This window comes from Pseudomonas zhanjiangensis (assembly GCF_041027545.1).
Taxonomy (GTDB): domain Bacteria; phylum Pseudomonadota; class Gammaproteobacteria; order Pseudomonadales; family Pseudomonadaceae; genus Aquipseudomonas; species Aquipseudomonas zhanjiangensis.
The window spans coordinates 368,838-387,440 of record NZ_JBFTEG010000001.1; the positions used below are offsets into that span (position 1 = coordinate 368,838).

An 18,603-nucleotide genomic window follows, 5' to 3' on the forward strand; every position below is an offset into this window, starting at 1 on the left:
CGTGGCACTTTTTCACTACCGGGCGGTGAGCGACGACGGCGAAATTCAGCAGGGGCAGCTGGAGGTGGCCGACGAGCATGCGGTGCTCGAGCAACTGCGCATGCGCGGCCTGATTCCCATCGAGATCGGCACCCGGCGTGGCTGGCAGTCCTGGCTGCAGCTCGATCTCAACGACCTGCTGCAGGCCTCGCGGAGCAAGCGCCTGGTGATCCTGTTCACCCAGCACCTGGCCTCGCTGCTGCAGTCGGGGGTACCGCTGGATCGCTCGCTGGAGATCATGCAGCGGGTCAGCAGCGACGCGCCGATGCAGCAGCTGATCGGCCCGATCCAGGAAGGCGTGCGGCGTGGCGTCAGCCTGTCGCGCATCCTCGCCGAGCGCCCCGAACTGTTCTCCGGTTTCTACATCAGCATGGTGCAGGCTTCGGAGGTGGCGGGCGACCTGGCCGAGGGCCTGAACAACCTGGCCTATTACCTGGAGCGCAGCAAGTCGCTGCGCGACCGCCTGGTGTCGGCATTGATCTACCCGGTGATCCTGCTCGGGGTGTCGGTGACCTCGCTGCTGGTGATCCTCACCTACGTGATCCCGCAGTTCCGCCAGCTGTTCGACGACATGGGCGCGGCGCTGCCGCTGTCGACCCAGGTCGTCATCGGCGTGGCCGAGGTGCTGCGCGGCTCGGCCATCTGGTTGCTGCTGCTGGTGCTGGCGGCGTTCTGGGTGTGGCGCCAGCTGCTCAAGCAGCCGGCCTATCGCCTGCGCTGGGATGGCTGGATGCTGCGCCTGCCGCTGTTCGGCGCCCTCCGTCAGCGGATCGAGACCGCCCGTTTCGCCCGTAGCCTGGGCACCCTGCTGACCGGCGGGGTGGCATTGCTGCAGGCGCTGAACATCGCCCGCCAGACCCTGAGCAACCAGTTGCTGGTGGAGCAGGTGGGCGTCGCCGCCGAGAGCCTGAAACAGGGCCGGCAACTGGCGGCGCCGCTGCTGGCGTCGGGGGTGTTTCCGGTGCTGGCCCTGCAGATGATCCAGGTGGGCGAGGAGACCGGCCACCTCGACGAGATGCTGCTGAAAGTGGCGGACACCTACGACCGCGAGGTCGAGGTGTCCATCCAGCGCCTGCTGGCGGTGCTGGAACCGATGCTGATCGTCGGCTTGGGCCTGCTGATCGCCGGCATCATTCTCTCGGTGCTGGTGGCCATCATGAGCATCACCGAAATACCAATCTGATTGGGGAGGCATCATGCACGACAGACACAACCGCGGCATCTCGATGATCAGGCCAGCAGCGCGGCGAGTCGCGGGCTTCACCCTGCTGGAAATCCTCGTGGTGCTGGTGATTCTCGGCCTGATGGCCAGCCTGGTGGGGCCGCAGGTATTCAAGCAGTTGAGTGGTTCGAAGACCAAGGCGGCCGCCCTGCAGATCCAGGAGCTGAGTTCGGCTTTGGACCTCTACCGCCTGGAACTGGGGCGCTATCCGAGCAGCGACCAGGGCCTCGAGGCGCTGATCACCAAGCCGCGCGACGCCGAGAGCTGGAATGGCCCGTACCTGAAGAAGAAGGTGATTCGCAAGGATCCCTGGGGCAACGAATTCCACTACCGCGCGCCGGGCCAGAATGGCGATTTCGACCTGTGGAGCCTGGGCGCCGACAACCGCGAGGGGGGCGACGGAGAGGACCGCGATGTGCACAGCTGGGATTGACCGCCGCCGCGGTTTCACCCTGCTGGAGCTGCTGGTGGTGCTGGTCATCGCCAGCCTGGCGGTGAGCCTGGTCGGGCCGGCGTTCCAGCGCTTCCTGCCGGGCCTGACCCTGGAGGTCGAGAGCCGCAAGCTGGAATCGCTGCTGCGCCATGCGCGCAGCCAGGCGATTCTTAGCGGCACGCGGGTGGCGATCAGCCAGGATGTCGACAGCGGCGGCCTGCTGCTCAGCTACCGGGACGAGCCCTACCGCCTGCCCGAGCGTTTCAGCCTGCAGCTGCAGGGTGGGCCAGGTGGCGGCGAGCCGTTCGTGAGCGGGGCGCAGATCCTTTTCTACCCGCGCGGCGACTCCTCAGGCGGCAGCCTCAGCCTGTCGCTGGAGCTGGGGCGTAGCGAGGACATCGCGGTCGACTGGCTGAGCGGGCGGGTGCGCCGCGTTTCCCCGGACGAAAGCGAAGACCCGCCGCGCCAGCGGGCACGCCAGCAGGAGGACGAGGGTGAGGCGGATGAATAGAGCACGCGGCTTTACCCTGCTGGAGGTGCTGGTGGCCTTTCTCATTCTCAGCCTGAGCATGAGCGTGCTGATGCGCATCGTCTCGCAGTCGCTCAATGCCCTGAGCGCCGCCGAGCGCCACCAGGTGGCCGTGCAGTTGGCCGAGTCCAAGCTGGCCGAGGTGCTGGTCGGCCTCGACGAGAGCAGCCGCGGTAAGCAGCAGGGGCGCCTGGATCAGCGTTTCCGCTGGCAGAGCGAGGTCGAGCCCTACGAGTTCGAGAATCAGGAGCCCGGCGAGCGCTACAGCGTCACCCCCTGGCTGGTGCGCGTCTCGGTCAGCTGGGGCAAGCGCCCGGGCGAGCGGGTCAGCCTGAGCACCATCCGCCTGCTGCGGCCGCGGCCATGAGACGCGCACAGGGCGGCTTTACCCTGGTCGAGTTGCTGGTGGCACTGACCCTCGCCAGCCTGGTGGCGATGCTCGCCTACGGCGGCCTGCACGTGGCCCTGCGCAGCTGGCAGGCGGCCGAGCTGCGCCAGCAGCAGATGGAACTGAGCACCCTGACCCAGGCCCTGCTGCGCCGCCTGCTAGAGAGCCCGCAAGCGGTCTCGCTGCGCGATGACGAGGGTATTCAGCAGATGGCCTTCTTCGGTGAGTCGCAACAGCTGATCTTCGTCGCCAATCTGCCGGCCCTGGATGACAGCGAGCAGCTCTATTGGGTGCAGTTGCTGCAGGAAAAACAGCTCGGCGAGGAGGGCCTGAGCTGGCAGCTGGAGCTGCGCTATCTGCCCTTCATCCAGCCCGAGGAGCTCAACTGGGCATTGCTGGCCGAGAGCCTGGCCAGCGACGGTGAGCGCGAGGTGCTGATCGAAGGGCTGAGCAAACCCTGGGAGTTCGGCTACCTGGAGCGGCGCGGCGATGTCGAGGATGACTGGCAGCGGCAATGGCGCCAGCGTGCGGCCTTGCCGGTGCTGCTGCGGCTGAGCCCGCCGCGTCGAGCCGCGGCTGCCGAATTGCTGGTCGCACCGAGGGACGTGGCCTATGCCATCTTCCAGAGCCGTTGAGCGCAACCGCAGCGTGCGCGGGGTGGCCCTGGTCGGGGTGCTCTGGTTGCTGGTGCTGCTGTCGCTGATCGCCCTCAACCTGTCGGCCGGCAGCCGTACCGAACTGCAGCTGGCCGGCAATGCACGGCTGGCGGCGAGTGCCCGGCATGTCGCCGAGGCCGGGGTCAATTGGGGCATATGGAGCCTGCTGCAGGCCAACACCTCCGGCTGGCTGGCCGATGGCAGCTCGCGCAGCCTGGAACTCGATGGCATCAGTGTCGAGGTGGCGTTGTTCGACGAGCAGGGCAAGATCGACCTGAACGAAGCCGACCCGCAGCTGCTGGTAGGCCTGTTCGAGTCGGTGGGGCTGGACGAGCGGGCCGCGCTGGCCCAGGTCGATGCGATTCTCGACTGGCGTGACGAGGATGATCTGCTGCATCCGGCCGGTGCCGAAGAGGAGCAGTACCGGGCCCTGGGCCTGCCCCCGCCGGCCAATCGACCCTTCCAACGGCTGGAGGAGCTGCGCCGCGTGCTGGGCATCGACGAGGCACTCTACCAGCGGGTGCTGCCGGCGTTGACCCTGTACTCGAACAAGGCCGAGGTCAACCCGCTGGTGGCGCCCCGCGAGGTGCTGCTGGCACTGCCGGGGATCAGCGCCGACAGCATCGATCGCTTTATCGAGCAGCGTCGGCGCAACTATGAAACGGGCCAGCGCCCCCCGTTACTGAGCGGGGTGGATCCGCTCTTGCTCGCGCCCAATGCGCCAGGTGTCAACTACTCTATCGTTACGGATACAGCGTTGAGCCCGGGTGTAAAGGTTCGGCAACAGGTGGTGATTCACCTGCAGGGCCTGGGTCGCCGGCAAGGTGTCGAGATCCTGCACAACAGCATCCAGCAGTAATGGTTTGTCGAGATTGAAACGTCCTTGGACGAAGGGACAGCCAATGAACGACCGATTACAGATGGCGGCAGACGCCCTGATCGCCATGGCCAGGCGCTTTTGGCAGTGGTGGAGCGGCGAGCTGCTCGGCCTGGTCCCCGAGCGCTGGCGCGAGCGCCTGCGGCGCCGCGGCAACCTGCTGTTCATCGTCCTGCAGGACGACAAATGCAGCCTCGAGTTCGGCAGCTTCGGCCAGCGTGAGACCCTGGTCAGCGCGCCTCTCGGCGAGGGCGGCGAGTTGCCGCCGGCGGTGGTCGAGGTGCTGCTCAATCGCGCGGCCAAGGCCGCTCAAGTGATCCTCCTGCTGCCCGAGCGGCAACTGCTGCACAAGGTGCTGAGCCTGCCGGCCGCGACCGAAGCGGGGCTGGGCAACGTGCTGCGCTTCGAGATGGACCGGCACACCCCATTCAGCGCCGAGCAGGTCTACTTCGGCTTTCGCATCGTCGAGCGCGACCGTCGCCGCCAGCGTCTGCAGGTGGAACTGCTGGTGGTGTTGCGCGAATACCTCGACCAGTTGCTCAAGCGTCTGGACCGCCTGGCCGTGCACCCGGTTCTGGTGACCCGGGCCGAGGACCAGCAGGCCCAGCCGATCAACCTGTCGCCCGCCGGCATGGCGCGCAAGCGCGGCGGCTGGCGCGGCAATCGCCGTCTGCAGGTGGCCGCGGTGGTGGCGCTGGTGCTGCTGGCGTTGCTGCCATTGTGGCAGCAGCAGCAGCGCGCCGAGCGTCTGGCCAACCAGCTGGATGGGCCCAAGGCGGCGGCCGAGCGTGCAGCGGCGGTGCGCGATGAGCTGCAGCGGCTGGAAGCCGGGCGCGCCTATCTGCGTGAACAGCAGCTCAAGGCCGATGATGTACTGGCCACCCTCGACGAACTGACCCGCCTGCTTCCGGACAGCACCTGGCTCAGCCGCTTCGAGCTTATCGGCGAGCGGGTCCGTATGGACGGCGAGTCGGCCGAGGCCTCGGCGCTGATCGGCATGCTCGAGCAATCCCAGACTCTGCAGAATGTCAGCTATGCCTCGCCGATCACCAGTAATCCGCGTACCCAGAAGGACCGCTTCAGCCTGGTAGCCGAGCGGCGACCGCAACAGGAGGCGCCATGATTCCCCTGCGTTTGCGCCAGTTGCTCGCCGTGCTGATCCTGCTGGCGCTGATCAGCCTGCTGCTCTGGCTGGTGGTCGGCCCATTGCTCAGCCGCTTCCAGTCCGACGAAGAAATCATCGCCGACCTGCAGCAACGCCTGGAGGTCTATCAGCGCCTGGTCGCCGAACTGCCGGCCCAGGAGGCGCGCCTGGCCGAGCTCAAGCAGGACAACCCGATGTCGCGCCTGGTCATCGCCGAGCCGCGCCCGGCCCTGGCCGGTGCCGAACTGCAGCAGCAGATCGGCCAGCTGGTCGGCCAGGTCGACGCGCAGATCGTCAGCACCCAGATTCTCAGCCGCGAAGATGCCGAGGCGCCCGTGCCGGCGGTGGGCATCAAGGTGCACCTGCGCGGTGAAACCGAGCAATTGGTGCGCCTGCTCTACGAACTGGCCAACCATGAGCCGCTGCTGCTGGTGGAAAACATCGTGGTGCTGAGCAACCCGCGGGTCGACATGCAGCGCCTGCGCCGTGCCGCCGACCTCAAGGCCGTGCCGTCGCTGGACGTGACCTTCGATCTCAAGGGCTTCATCGCCCAGGGGGCGACGCCATGAAGGATCTGCTACAGCTGCTACGCACGCACTGGAAGCCGGTGCTGCTGGTACTGATAGTGCTGTTGCTGCTGCCGGCGGTGGTTGCCGCCCTGATGGCCGCCGAGGACGAGCAGGCGCCAAGCACGGTCCCGGCCGAGCCCACAGCCGTGGAGTCTCCCGCCCTGCCGGAGACGGAGGAGCCGAGCCCACCCCCAGTAGAGGCCGCAGGTGTCACCCGGCCCTTCGCCGAATACCGGGAGATGATCGAGCGCCCGCTGTTCAGCAGTACCCGCAGGCCGCCGGTGCTCAGGGATGCGCCCCAGGAAAACCTCGATGGGCAGCAGTTGCGCGAGGCCTGGCGGTTGAGCGGCATTGCTCTGGAGCAGGGGCGTCAGCTGGCCAGCTTCAGCGAGCGCCAGGGCGAGGGGCGGCTGCTGCTGGAGATCGGCATGGTGCTCGCCGATGAATGGCGGCTGGAACAGATCGGCAGCGACCATGTGCTGCTCAGCAATGGCGCCAGCGAGGTGCGCATGCCGCTGCGCGAGCCGGTGGTCCGCGACGACCAGGGCGAGCCCGGCGCCGAGCCGGTCAAGCGCAAGAAGCGCAAGCAAGCACAAGCCAGCAACGGATCGGCAACACCGACGGACAACACAACCCCGCCTAAGGACACGCCGGCCGCCGCCGTGCCGGCCCCGTAGGGTAGAGGAGAATCTCGATGACTATATTCAGGATCGTGGCCCGTCCCCTGCAGTTCGGCAGCTTCCTGCTGCTGGCCGCCTGCGCGGCGATTCCAGGTGGCGACCGAGCCACCTTCGACAACCCCTGGGGGCACAAGGCCGAGCAGGCCGCGCCGGCGCCGACCAGTGGCGTGCGTCGGCCGCGCCCGGAGGGCCAACCGCTGCGCCCGGCACCGAGCAACGCATCGAGCGTTGCCAGCACCGGGCCGCGCGCGGAGATCTACCGCGGCTCCGGCAGCATGGTCGACCTCGGCACCGCACCGCGCCAGCCGGTGGACGAGGAGGGCGAGATCACCCTGAACTTCCAGCAGATGGAAATTGCCGAGGTGGTCAAGATCATCCTCGGCGAGATACTCGGCAAGAACTATGTGCTGGACCCGAACGTCAGTGGCACGGTGAGCCTGCAGACCAGCCGGCCGCTGACCCGCGCGGCGCTGTTGCCGACCCTGGAGGCGCTGCTGCAGGTCAATGGCGCGGTGCTGGTCAAGTCGCAGAACTTCTACGAGGTGGTGCCCGTCGACTCGGCGCCCTCCGGGGCGCTGGTGCCGCGGCTCAACCCGATCGAACTGCGCGGCTACCAGTTGCTGGTGATCCCGCTGCGCTATATATCCGCCAGCGAACTGCAGAAGATTCTCGAGCCGCTCAAGCCGGTCAAGGGCCTGATGCGGGTCGACGAGACGCGCAACCTGTTGCTGGTGGCCGGGACCCCGGAGGAGCTGAACAACATTCGCGATACCGTGCGGGTATTCGATGTCGACCAGTTGCGCGGCATGTCGGTCGGTCTGTTCCGCCTGCAACAAGTGGACGCGCAGGTGGTGCTCAAGGAGCTGGAGGCGATCTTCGGTGATGCGGCCAGCGGCCCGCTGGCCGGCATGGTGCGCTTTCTGCCGATAGAGCGGCTCAACGCGCTGCTGGTGATCACCCCCCAGGCCAAGTACCTGGACGACGCGCGCGACTGGGTCGTGCGCCTGGACCGGGCCGAGGGCGGCCAGGGGCCGAACATGCACATCTATCACGTGCAGAATGGCAAGGCCGAACACATGGCGGAGATCCTCACCCAGTTGTTCGAGGGGCAGGGCGCCGCCGAGGGCGAGCAGCAGCCGCGGGCGCAACGCCAGACCGCCGCGCCGGCCGCGACGGCCACCGACGGCGAGGCCGCGCCCGCGCCGGTGCGCTCGCCGCAACTGATCGCGCCGAGCGGCGAGGGCTCGAGCCTGGACGTCGGCAAGGTCAGCATCATCGCCGACGAGGAGAATAACGCGTTGCTGGTGATGGCCACGCCGAGCGACTACGACAAGGTCCTGCAGGCCATCCAGAAGCTCGACGTGCTGGCGCTGCAGGTGCTGGTGGAAGCCACCATCGTCGAGGTCACCCTCGAGGATGAGCTGCGCTACGGCCTGCAGTGGTTCTTCAAGAGCAGCATCGGCGGCAAGACCGCGCGCGGCACCCTCGGCCAGTTCCCCATCGTCACCCCGACCGACCTGAACCCCACCGGTTCATTGAACGTGTTCGATGCGGCGGGCACCCGCGTGCTGCTCGATCTGCTGGCCTCGGACTCGAAGATCAACGTGGTGTCCTCGCCGACCCTGATGGTGCTGGACAACCACACCGCGACCATCCGCGTCGGCGACCAGGTGCCGGTGCGCACCTCGGAGACCACCAACACCAGCGGCATCATCAACCAACCCGATGACCCGTCGGCCCTGGTCACCAGCACCATTCAATACCGCGATACCGGCGTGCTGCTGGAGGTGAAGCCGCGGGTCAACTCCGGTGGCCTGATCGTGCTGGAGATCACCCAGGAAGTGAACGACGTCACCGCCAACGCCACCTCGGGCATCGACTCGCCGACCATCAACCAGCGGCGGATCACCACCAATGTGGCGATCCAGAGCGGCGAGACCCTGGTCCTCGGTGGCCTGATCAAGGAGAACAACGGCCGTACCAACGAGGGCCTGCCCTACCTGCGCCACGTGCCGGTGCTGGGCTGGCTGTTCGGCAGCCAGGGCAAGAGCACCAGCCGCACCGAGCTGGTGGTGATGATCACCCCGACGGCGGTGACCAGCCTCAACGAGGCCCGCGACGTCACTCAGGAATACCGCAACAAGCTCAAGGATGTGACCCTGCCCCAGGACGCCTGGCAAGGCCAGGGCCGCCAGCTCTAGGCGCGCCTGGTCGGCAGGCTGCGCGGCATCGGCAGCGCCAGCCTGCCGCGGGAAGATGGCGCCGCTGGCCCGGCGCGTCCGCTGCGGCACCGGCCTGCACCAACCGGTCGTATCATCGATGGCGTCGCAATGGACGCCGCCCCCCCTCCAGCCCCCGCCTTGCGTGCCTCCTGTCTCAGCATCGGAACAGCCTGTGCAGGCTCCAGCTATGGCCAAGTCCATGAATTAACAAGGGTTCCGTGCATCTCTCGCGATTCTGTCGAAAAGCCTCTGTCAGGCAGGCTTAACAGTATTGCGTGCAATTGTTTACCGGAAGCTATTGTGGCGGCGCTTTGCGCCTCTTACTGTAGAAAAACAGCAATTAAAACAATGGCTTAACGTTATGGCACGGGAATTGACTGCTTATGTGGCGAGGAGAGTCGGTAGTCCTCCGGAGAGGGATTTCGACGGTGGTGTGGTTGTTGTTGGTTGTGAGTCAAGACCTGTCGGAGTCCGCTAGCACCCTGCACATAGGCACAGTCATCCAGTCGGTCCACGGGTAGTCCCGGCGCCGGCGCCATTCCAGACGGAATGAATGGACGGCTGCACATCACAGGCTACGGCCGGTGGTGAAGGAGCAGACTGATGAAAACGAAACATTTGTTGAGGAAGCTGCCGAGTTGTCTACTCGGCGCTATCTTCGTGGCTGGCGTCGCCAGCACGACCATGGTCAACGCCGTGGACGGCAATCCACCGGGCCTGTTCGAACTGGAAGGCAACGTGACCGATGAGGCCAAGGGGGTGTTACCCAATGCCCTTTACACGATCGGTGATGACTGGGAATCGCTGTTCGACGGCACTGCCAAGAGCGTCAACGGCGCCCCCATCGCCACCACCGAAGATGAAAATGCAGGCAGCAGCACCTTCGGCACCCTGATCGTGTCCGACCCGGCGCCCAAGTCGATCTTCACCCAGGGCGGCTCCAAGGACGTGCTCGACGTGAGCAACTGGAAGCACACAGACGGCTCGGTGCCGGACAAGGACGACATCACCCACGCCTATGCGGCGGCCTATATCAACCCGACCGCTACCGGGCCACACAAGGTCGGCGACCTGATCATCTACTTCGGCCTGGACCGCTACGCCAACAACGGTGACGCCAACGCCGGCTTCTGGTTCTTCCAGAACGAGGTCAAGGCAGGGCCCGGCGGCACCTTTGTCGACAGTGCCGGCAATCCGGCCAAGCACGTGGCCATGCGTGCGGACCCGGGTAATCCCGGCAAGTTCCTCCCCGGCGATGTCTTCGTGATCGTCAAGTATCCGCAAGCCAGCGATGCGTTTCCGATCATCAAGGTCTACGAGTGGGACCCGAATGATGCGGACAAAGATGGCAACAAGGACCCGGCCGAGAAGGGTGGCAAGTTCAGTCCGCTGGACCTGCTGTTGTCCTCCGACCACGCCGAGTGCGATCAGAGCGGCGGCAAGGTGGCCTGCGCCATCTCCAACCTGATCGACCTGCCGGCGCCGAGCTGGGGTTATACGCCCAAGTCCGGTACCGGCCTGCCATTCGAGAGCGTATTCGAGGGCGGCATCAACATCAGCAACCTGCTGGGTACCAGCCCCTGCTTCGCTTCCTTCCTCGCCGAGACCCGTTCCTCCGAGTCGCAGACCGCACAGTTGAAAGACTTCGTGCTGGCGAGCTTCCCGGTTTGCGGTATCGACGTCGAGAAGTTCTGCGCGGCCAAGGTGAATAGCAGCGGCAACGGGCTCGATGTCAGCTTCAACGGTACGCTGGAAAACGAAGGGGCCGGCGCCTACATCGCCTACCTCAAGGACAGCGTGGCCGGTGCCAGCATCGACCATGTCTGCATCGACACCGGCGACATCGGTTGCAGCGACGATCCGGATGTGACCGGCCTGGTCAAGCAGGCCGATGGCAGCGCCTACTTCCCGCTGGCTGGCGGGGCGACCGTGTTCTACGAGGGCCACTATGGGACGAGCGGCATTCCTGGCGGCGGCACCACGAGTGACACAGTCAAAGCCCTGGCTTTCGCCAAGGTGGCGGATGTGCCGGCCTCCGGACAGCAGCCCAATCCGGCGCTGGTCATTGTCGACGATTCGGATACCGCAACCTGCCCATTCGACGTCACCGTTTCGGCGGAGATCTTCAAGGAGTGCAGCGTAGCCTTCGTCGAGGGCGACACCGTCAAGGTGACCTACAGCGGTTATGTGAAGAACACCGGCAACGTGCCGCTGAGCCAGGTGAAACTGGTCGACAGCGACTTCGGTACCCTGACGTTCCCAACCACGCTTGCCGTAGGCAGTGGTGAAGTGGCGTTCGGCGATACGGTCAGCGTGCCTAAGAGTTCGTTGGGAGTGAGCGAGTCGGCGCCGGATGCGAATGGTGTCGTGACCGTGAGCCTGCAGCATTCCAACAAGGCCACGGTAACGGCCAAGGCGCTGGGTGATAACAATGTCGAGCTTGGCGCTGTGAACGAGTCCTGGACCGCCAACTGCCCCGGCAGCTTCACCCGCGGCATCTTGGTCGAGAAGGACTGCGACAAGGTGATCCTCGAGCCCGAAAACGGCAAGCTGGTAGTCAAGGTGCAGGTCACTGCCAAAGTGACCAATATCGGTGATGAAGACCTGAGCGGTATCGTCCTCAGCGACGATCCGGCCGTGGTATTCGACAGTTATTCGGCCACCCTGGCAGGTGGTTCGAACGCCTCGTTCACCGTCAATGGCTACTACTATCCGTCCTCGGATGTCGACCTGACCAACCTGACTCCGCTGGAGTTCAGCGATCTGGCCAGCGTGACTGCCAATGGCGTGTTCAGTGGTGGGGCATCCTCGGATTCGGATGATGCCGATTGCCCACTGTGCCCGACTCCCTAGGGAGTCCTGAATCGTGCGGCCCCCTGGAAAGGGCCGCCATTCGCAAGACCCAAAGGGGCGCTGCTGACAGCAGCGCCCCTTTTTTGTGTGCACGGGCCCCGTGGCGCTGGCGGGAAAGGCCGCGCGGGTGATGGAGTGAGTGCGTCGCCAATGGCCGCCGAAATAGTAGCGGCACAGGTTGTGATCGGCCCTCGCTGCACATTCATCGCAGCGGGCAATCGGGCTTTTCGGGCGCTGAGCCCGAGCCACCTCGAGGCTGCTCCAGGGCAGCGGCCTGGTGGCACTGCCGCTGTGTCGGGCGGCGGTTGATCGCATTGCCGCCTTCCTGTGCAGGCTTCCTGTCCCGCGACGCACACTCTCGCGCCGGCTGGAGGGGATGGGGTGCGACGCGCCAGGCCGGCGATATGCCCTAACACTCTGGCAGCCGCTGTATCAATGTTGCATAACTGCCGTTCGCTTTTGATGCGCCTGTCAAAAGTCTGAAAAAAAGGCCTGATCAGCGTTCGCCAGCCATACAGATCGGCATGACGGTTTAAGCCGCGGCAACGCTGGCAGATTGCCATGTTAAAGATGGGTCGATTTGCATAAGACCGAACTCTAACGCTCTAAATCGAGGCTTTCGGCGGTTGACTGAGGTTCTGTCGGTATTCGTTCGCGGCTGTGCGGGCGTTTCTGTATCCACGTCTGAACAAGTGTGCCGATTCTGTTTCGGGCGCAAGGCCCCATGACCAGTGGCCCAGACGGGAATTGCCTGGTGAACCACTCTCCCAGCTGTTTCGTGAGCTGGACAAAAATCGCCTCGGCTTTGGCTGGCCAGGCTTCGGCCGAGGGCGGTTCTTCCTAGATTCGTGAATTATCTGCTTATAAATCAATTGCTTGAAGTTATGGCCTGGTAATTGAATGGTTCTTGTCGAGGAGACGAGAGTCTCCGGTTCGGCTCCCCCTGGCCATGCAGTGGTTGCGACATAGGGAAGCCGAGGGTACGCATGCCTTTCGTAGCGTCCGGCTTTGCAAGATCAAGCCACTCCCGGTTCGGATATCGGGTTCGCCGCGGCAAGGCCTCAATGCCTCTCGCCGGCAGGGTTCGCAGAGCGGAGGCGTGGGAGTACGGCTATGCAAACGCATAATTTTCTGCGATCACTACCGCGCTGCTTGCTCGGCGCGGCCTTGGTGGCGGGGATAACGACCACGGCCGGGGTGTTTGCCGTGGACGGAAACCCGCCAGGACTCTTCGAACTCGACGGCAACACGGTCAACTCGCTAGCGGCCGGCGACGACTGGGATAGCCTCCCGGGTGGCTCGGCCGCCTTCACCGGCATCCTCGCCGATAAGGCGCCGCTGACGATCTTCACCCAGGGCGGTTCCAAGGACATCCGCGACGTCACGGAGTGGCGCCATACCAATGGCTCTGTACCGGACAAGGACGACATCACCAACGCCTATGCGGCCGGCTACACGGTGCAAGCCGGGCAAGCCACGGCGGTGCACAAGGCCGGCGACCTGATCATCTACTTCGGCCTCGACCGCTTCGCCAACAACGGTGACGCCTTCGCCGGCTTCTGGTTCTTCCAGGACAACGTCGGCCTGGGGCCGGACAAGAAGTTCATCGGCAAGCACGTGGGGCGTAATGGCAACCAACGGGGCGACCTGCTGGTGCTGGTGGAATATCCCCAGGGCGCCAACGCCCAGCCGGAGATCAAGGTCTACGAATGGGACCCGCTGGATGCGGACAACGACAACGTGGCCGACAACCTGGACGAGCTCTACAGCTCCAGCAACGCCAAGTGCGATGGCACGGGCAACAAGCTGGCCTGCGCCATCACCAACGTCGGCAACCTGCCGGGTGAGCCGGCCTGGAGCTACACGCCGAAGAACGGCTACGCCGGGATCCCCTTCGAGAGCTTCTTCGAGGGCGGCATCAACGTGTCCGCGCTGCTGGGGGGCGATGTGCCCTGCTTCAGCAGCTTCCTCGCCGAAACTCGTTCCTCGCGCTCGGAAACCGCGCAGCTGAAGGACTTCGTGCTGGGTGACTTTGACCTGTGCAGCATCGCGGTGACCAAGAACTGCGTGGCTGAGGTTGACGCCAATGACGGCGGTAACAGCATCCTGGTCAACTTCAGCGGCATGGTCACCAACGACGGCGGCCTGACCCTGAACAATGTCACCGTCACCGATGACATGGGCACCCCGGGCGACACCGGCGACGACGTCCTGGTGTTCGGTCCGGCGACCCTGCTTCCAGGTGAGTCGAAGCCATACAGCGACAGCTACAGCACCATGGCCATTCCGGCCGAGGACCGGGTGACCGCCGAAGGCCATCGGGCCAACACCACTGTCACGGCCACGGCCGATGCCAGTTGCGCGCCTGATCTCAACCCGGCAATCACGGTCGACAAGTTCTGCACCGCCAGCATCAACGGCAGTGGTGACGCCATCGACGTGCTGTTCAACGGTATGGTGACCAACACCGGTAATGTGGCGCTGGAGAACGTCACAGTGGTGGATGACAACGGCACCCCGGGCAACCTGGCTGACGACGTCACCATCAATATCGGCAAGCTGAACGCCGGTGCCTCGGCACCTTACAACGGCAGCTTCAGCGTCAGCGGCAGCAACACGTCCACCGACCATGTGGTCGCCAGCGGTACGGCCGTGCTCGGCGGCGATGCGGTACAGGCCAAAGCACAAGCTACTTGCCTGGCCGATGTACTGCCGAATATCGCGGTCGACAAGTTCTGCACCGCGAGCATCAACGGCGCCGGTACCGGTATCGACGTGCTGTTCAACGGCATGGTGACCAACACCGGTAACGTGTTGCTGAACAATGTCACCGTGGTGGATGACAACGGCACGCCAGGCAACCTGGCTGACGACGTCACCGTGCTCGGCCCGATCAGCCTGGCGCCGGGAGCTTCGGCTCCGTACAACGGCGGCTTCGGCGTTCTGGCCACCAACAGCTCCACCGACGTGGTGGTCGCATCGGGTACCGATGCCATTACCAGCAGTCCGGTGCAGGCAACTGCCAATGCCACCTGTCTGGCCGATGTGAGTCCGGACCTGCTGGTCACCAAGCAGTGCACAGACGCCCCGGCCTTCGGCCAGGCGATCCTGTTCGACGGCAGCGTGACCAACAACGGCAACGTGGCGCTGCTTGGCGTGATCATCGTGGATGACAACGCCACCCCGGGCGATACCTCGGACGATGTGACCTTCAACATCGGCGATCTGGCCCCGGGTGCTTCGGCCAACTACAACGGTAGCTACACGCCAGCCCTGGCTGGCACCTACACCAATACCGTTGTGGCCAGTGCCACCGACGCCGTGACCAGTGGTCCGGTGGAAAGCGTACCGGCTCAGGCGACTTGCGATGTACCGCCGCCGCCTGACTTCGAAGGCTGCACTCCGGGCTTCTGGAAAAACAGCCCGGGAAGCTGGCCGCCAAGCGGTTACAGCCCGAATCAGCTGATCACCTCGGTGTTCAGCCTGCCGAACGGCGTGATCAACAACAACCTGGGCGGCGACAGCCTGATGGATGCGCTGAACTACGGCGGTGGCGATAACCTGCTCGGTGCGGCGCAGAACCTGCTGCGCTCGGCAGTGGCCTCGCTGATCAACAGCGCCCATCCGGAAGTGGACTTCCCGCGGATGACGGCCGATGTGATCGCCGACGTCAACGCGGCGCTGGCCACCAAGGATCGGGCCATCATCCTGGCGTTGCACTCGGCACTGGATGCCGACAACAACCTGGGCTGCGACCTGCCGAACGATAACTCGTTCTAACGCCACAACGCCCGGGGCTGGAGACCCCGGGCGCTAAATAAACCGCATGGCGCGGGGCTTTGGCCCCGCGCTTTTTTTGCGCCTTACGGCTTGCCCTTGCCGTTGCCCTTGCCGCCAGTGCCGCTGTCGCCGCTGGCAGCCTGCAGAGCGATGCTCACCGTCGCCGAGGCGCTGATCTTGCCGTCGCTGATGGTGTAGCTGAACTGGTCACTGCTCTTGAACGACTTGGCCGGGGTGTAGGTCAGGGTGCCGTTGCTGTTGAGCTTGACCGTGCCCTTGCTGCCCTGGGTGAAGGCGACAATGTTCAGGGTATCGCCGTCCGGATCGCGATCATTGGCCAGCACATTGATGGTCACCGCCGACTTGCTGGCCAGGGTCACGCCGTCGTTGGCCGCTACCGGAGCGCTGTTGGTCGAGGTGGTCGGGTTGCTGACCACATAGCTGGCGCTGCCACTGGCGCTCTTGGCATTGGCGCTGGCGGTGGCGCTGATGCTGTAGAAGCCATCGGCGGCGCTGCTTGGCGAGGTGGCGCGCAGGCTCACGCTGGCGTTGGCCCCGGGTGCCAGGCTCAGGCTGCTGGGCAGGCTGGTGCTCCAGCCGCTGGGCTTGCCGGCGCTGAGGCTGAAGCTGCTGCTGGCGCAGGCCGAGCTGTCGTTGTTGGTGACTGTCACGCTGTAGTCGAAGCTGCTGCCGGCGGCCAGCCAGGTGCTCTGGCCCGGGGTCATGCTGACGGTAGGCGCATTGCGGGTGCAGGTCGGCGTGCTGCCGCCACCGTTACCGCCGAAGTCGACGGTGACCAGGGCCTGGCTGGCGTCGGTCGCCTGGGTGGTCAGGGTCATGCCGCTGTCGCTGAAGCTGCGGCCACCGGTGAGGGCGGCGTCCTTCATGTCGATGAAGTTGCTGCCCGGGGTCATGTCCAGCAGGTAGCCGCTGTTGCCGTCGCTCGGGGCGGCCTGGCGCACGGTCACACCGTTGAAGATGTTGCTGGCATCGATTACGCCACGGTCGCTGATCTGCGCGTCGAAGCCCTGGGGCTGACGGTATTCGACATAGTAATAGCGCGGGGCGCCCGTGCTGGTCACGCCATTGGCGATCTTCAGCACCTTGGCGCCGGTGCTGGTCGCACTGCTCGGCTTGAGGCTGAAGCTGCCGGCGCTGTTGACGTTGACGACGTTGCCGCCGCTCAGCCAGCCCAGGCGTTCCTTGGCGAAGCCGTTGAAATGGCCGACGGTGCCGGTGTAGCCCATGATGTCGACGGTGTCGCCATACTCCTGGTTGCTGCAGCTGCTGCCCAGGGTGGTATCGCCGCAGTCCATGGCATGGGCATGGTAGAGGCCCAGGTTATGGCCCATCTCGTGGCCCACGGTGCGCAGGGTCAGGCTGTTGTGAATCCAGGCGCTGGATGGCATGGCGCCGACCTGGCCCATGCCGCTGTAACCGCAGGCGCTGTTCTGCGGGAAGATCATCAGGAAGCGCTCGTAGTTGGCGAGGTTGTAGCCGGCGGCCTGGGCCGCGGCCTTGGCTTTCTGCTCGATGGCGAAACCGTCGCACTGGTTGCTGTTGACCGCGATGGTGTACCAGCCGGCCACGTCGCCGGTCAGCCAGGTCTGCTGGTTGGAGTTCTCGCGGAAGAAGTTGCTGACGTCGCCGAATACCAGGCTGTTGGCCTGGCTGGTGGTCCAGGGCTTGTCTGCCGGCTTGTCCTGGAAGTTGACCAGGATCGCCAGGGTGCGCTGGGCGCCGGTGGTGTTGGGCAGGTCGTAGGCCAGTTCACCGCTGGCGCTGGTGGTGGCGCCGTCGGCCAGCAGGAGCAGGCCGCTGTCGTCGTCATTGACCACCAGATCACCCTGGACCGGGGCATTCAGGCCGTTGGCCTTTTCCAGCAGCACGCCCTGGGCGCGTACGCTCAGACCGCTGCGCCATTCACGCTTGGCGCCTGCCAGGCGCAGTTCGAAGCGCTCGCCAAAGGGGGTCTTGAGGAAGTGACGCAGCTTGTGATCGCCGTTCTCGTAGTCTTCGTAGACCACCTGCAACTCGCCATCGAGCTCGACGTTCTGTTCCAGCTTGGCCAGCACCTCGGCCGGCAGGCCGCTCTGCTTGTCGTCCGGGATGGCGACGCGCAGCACCTCGGCCGGGTTGCTCTGGGCCAGTTCGGCAAGCAACTGGCGACGTTGCTCGGCCTTGCCGATCAGTTGTTCGCGCAACTGCGCGCGCTCGCCGGCTGCGGCGGTGCGCAAGCGCTTGTTCAAGCTGATCAGTTCGTTGGTGCGTGCTATCGCAGCGTCGCGAGCCTCTATCGCTGGGCGGACTTCACTGGAGCCATGGCTATGCGGCTGGGCGGCGAAGGTCAAGCCGGCATTGAGGGCCAGGATGCAGAGCAGGGATGTGGCGTAGGGCATGGACGTGCGCATGGTCTCTCCTGATTCGAGTCAGAAAAGATCCTCTTCACGGCTGTCCATGAGGGAGGTTCTCCTTCGGCAGTCCGGCGACCCCCGTTGGGGGGCCCGTGACTTTGCGTCGCCAAGTTGCCCTGGCTTTGCCTTTGTCGGGAGAGGAGCTTTCTGTATCGCTGTTACACGGGGTAGCGAGCTACCCGGTTAAGCCCCTCGATCAGGTCCAGCTGTAATGTCAGCCGGTCGATCTTGAAAACCTCACTGTTCACTGCCTGGGCAGCGGGGGTGTTTCCTGTTTCAGTTACGCATCAACTACTGTTCAGTTTCTGTACATGCGTAATGGGAGCGAAATCTAGCACGCTGACTGTGCGTTTTTTATACAGTTGAGGCATAACTATCGTGCAGTTTGGTTGAAAAATGATCTGGAACTTTTGCCGGACTGGCCGTGAGGCCCGGAATAGAGGTATTCGGAGGGAGTTGAGGGCGGAGGGGGTAAATCGACCGTCTATCGGTGTTTTTCGCGGAAATAGAGCTGTGTCACAGTGCCATCAGGGGTCAGGAAAGCAGCTCGTAGTCGTCGACTTCGTCCCATAGCAGGATGACCGGCTGGCTGCTGGGGTGAATGCGCTGGAACAGCTCCTGCTTGCGGTGCAAGGCCTGCCAGGCGAGGAAGGGCGGATCGGCGAATACAGGAAAGGCGCTCTGACCCATTTCCTGGTCTGAGGCGGAGGCATCCCTGCGGATGCTCAGTGCTGTTTCGCGGTCGGTCGAGCGGCGCTCGTGCATGGTCGTTTCCTCCCCGCATGGAAACAGAGATG

The 18,603-nt window shown here is 64.8% G+C and carries 14 protein-coding genes and 1 riboswitch; of the genes, 12 read left to right on the forward strand and 2 right to left on the reverse strand.

What is annotated here, in order from left to right:
• The first annotated feature begins 1 nt into the window (after position 1).
• The 12 genes from AB5S05_RS01670 to AB5S05_RS01725 all read left to right on the forward strand — a co-directional run bounded on the left by AB5S05_RS01670 (position 2) and on the right by AB5S05_RS01725 (position 15,392).
• Positions 2–1,222, forward strand: coding sequence for a type II secretion system F family protein (locus tag AB5S05_RS01670; RefSeq protein WP_369285674.1), 1,221 nt, complete (start codon positions 2–4; stop codon positions 1,220–1,222).
• A gap of 13 nt (positions 1,223–1,235) precedes the next feature.
• Complete coding sequence (gspG, locus tag AB5S05_RS01675) at positions 1,236–1,694, forward strand: type II secretion system major pseudopilin GspG (RefSeq protein WP_369285675.1); 459 nt, start codon at positions 1,236–1,238, stop codon at positions 1,692–1,694.
• Positions 1,675–2,205, forward strand: coding sequence for a GspH/FimT family pseudopilin (locus AB5S05_RS01680; RefSeq protein ID WP_369285676.1), 531 nt, complete (start codon positions 1,675–1,677; stop codon positions 2,203–2,205). Before gspG ends, AB5S05_RS01680 begins: the two co-directional genes overlap by 20 nt.
• Positions 2,198–2,590 (forward strand): type IV pilus modification PilV family protein, encoded by a 393-nt coding sequence (locus tag AB5S05_RS01685; RefSeq protein WP_369285677.1) that lies wholly within the window; start codon positions 2,198–2,200, stop codon positions 2,588–2,590. The genes AB5S05_RS01680 and AB5S05_RS01685 overlap by 8 nt, the downstream gene beginning before the upstream one ends.
• Entirely contained in the window at positions 2,587–3,246 is a 660-nt protein-coding gene (locus tag AB5S05_RS01690; RefSeq protein ID WP_369285678.1) for a prepilin-type N-terminal cleavage/methylation domain-containing protein, read from the forward strand. Before AB5S05_RS01685 ends, AB5S05_RS01690 begins: the two co-directional genes overlap by 4 nt.
• Positions 3,224–4,126 carry a type II secretion system minor pseudopilin gene (locus AB5S05_RS01695; protein ID WP_369285679.1) on the forward strand — a complete coding sequence of 301 codons (903 nt, stop codon included), beginning with the start codon at positions 3,224–3,226 and terminating at the stop codon, positions 4,124–4,126. The genes AB5S05_RS01690 and AB5S05_RS01695 overlap by 23 nt, the downstream gene beginning before the upstream one ends.
• A gap of 43 nt (positions 4,127–4,169) precedes the next feature.
• Positions 4,170–5,267 carry a PilN domain-containing protein gene (locus AB5S05_RS01700; RefSeq protein WP_369285680.1) on the forward strand — a complete coding sequence of 366 codons (1,098 nt, stop codon included), beginning with the start codon at positions 4,170–4,172 and terminating at the stop codon, positions 5,265–5,267.
• Complete coding sequence (gspM, locus tag AB5S05_RS01705; protein ID WP_369285681.1) at positions 5,264–5,857, forward strand: type II secretion system protein GspM; 594 nt, start codon at positions 5,264–5,266, stop codon at positions 5,855–5,857. Before AB5S05_RS01700 ends, gspM begins: the two co-directional genes overlap by 4 nt.
• Positions 5,854–6,534: a hypothetical protein gene (locus AB5S05_RS01710; protein WP_369285682.1), complete on the forward strand. Its 681-nt coding sequence runs from the start codon at positions 5,854–5,856 to the stop codon at positions 6,532–6,534. Before gspM ends, AB5S05_RS01710 begins: the two co-directional genes overlap by 4 nt.
• Before the next feature lie 17 nt (positions 6,535–6,551).
• Entirely contained in the window at positions 6,552–8,738 is a 2,187-nt protein-coding gene (gspD, locus tag AB5S05_RS01715) for a type II secretion system secretin GspD (RefSeq protein WP_369285683.1), read from the forward strand.
• A gap of 624 nt (positions 8,739–9,362) precedes the next feature.
• Positions 9,363–11,612: a hypothetical protein gene (locus AB5S05_RS01720; protein WP_369285684.1), complete on the forward strand. Its 2,250-nt coding sequence runs from the start codon at positions 9,363–9,365 to the stop codon at positions 11,610–11,612.
• Positions 11,613–12,725: 1,113 nt separating this feature from the next.
• Positions 12,726–15,392: a CLIPPER-2 domain-containing protein gene (locus AB5S05_RS01725; protein ID WP_369285685.1), complete on the forward strand. Its 2,667-nt coding sequence runs from the start codon at positions 12,726–12,728 to the stop codon at positions 15,390–15,392.
• Between the two features lie 83 nt (positions 15,393–15,475).
• On the opposite strand, the gene AB5S05_RS01730 is transcribed toward AB5S05_RS01725, so the two are convergent.
• Positions 15,476–17,803 carry an Ig-like domain-containing protein gene (locus AB5S05_RS01730; RefSeq protein ID WP_369285686.1) on the reverse strand — a complete coding sequence of 776 codons (2,328 nt, stop codon included), beginning with the start codon at positions 17,801–17,803 and terminating at the stop codon, positions 15,476–15,478.
• Between the two features lie 62 nt (positions 17,804–17,865).
• A riboswitch (cyclic di-GMP riboswitch) is annotated at positions 17,866–17,943 on the reverse strand.
• Between the two features lie 397 nt (positions 17,944–18,340).
• Positions 18,341–18,571, reverse strand: a complete 231-nt coding sequence (locus AB5S05_RS01735) for a hypothetical protein (RefSeq protein WP_369285687.1) — start codon at positions 18,569–18,571, stop codon at positions 18,341–18,343.
• Positions 18,572–18,603: the final 32 nt, after the last annotated feature.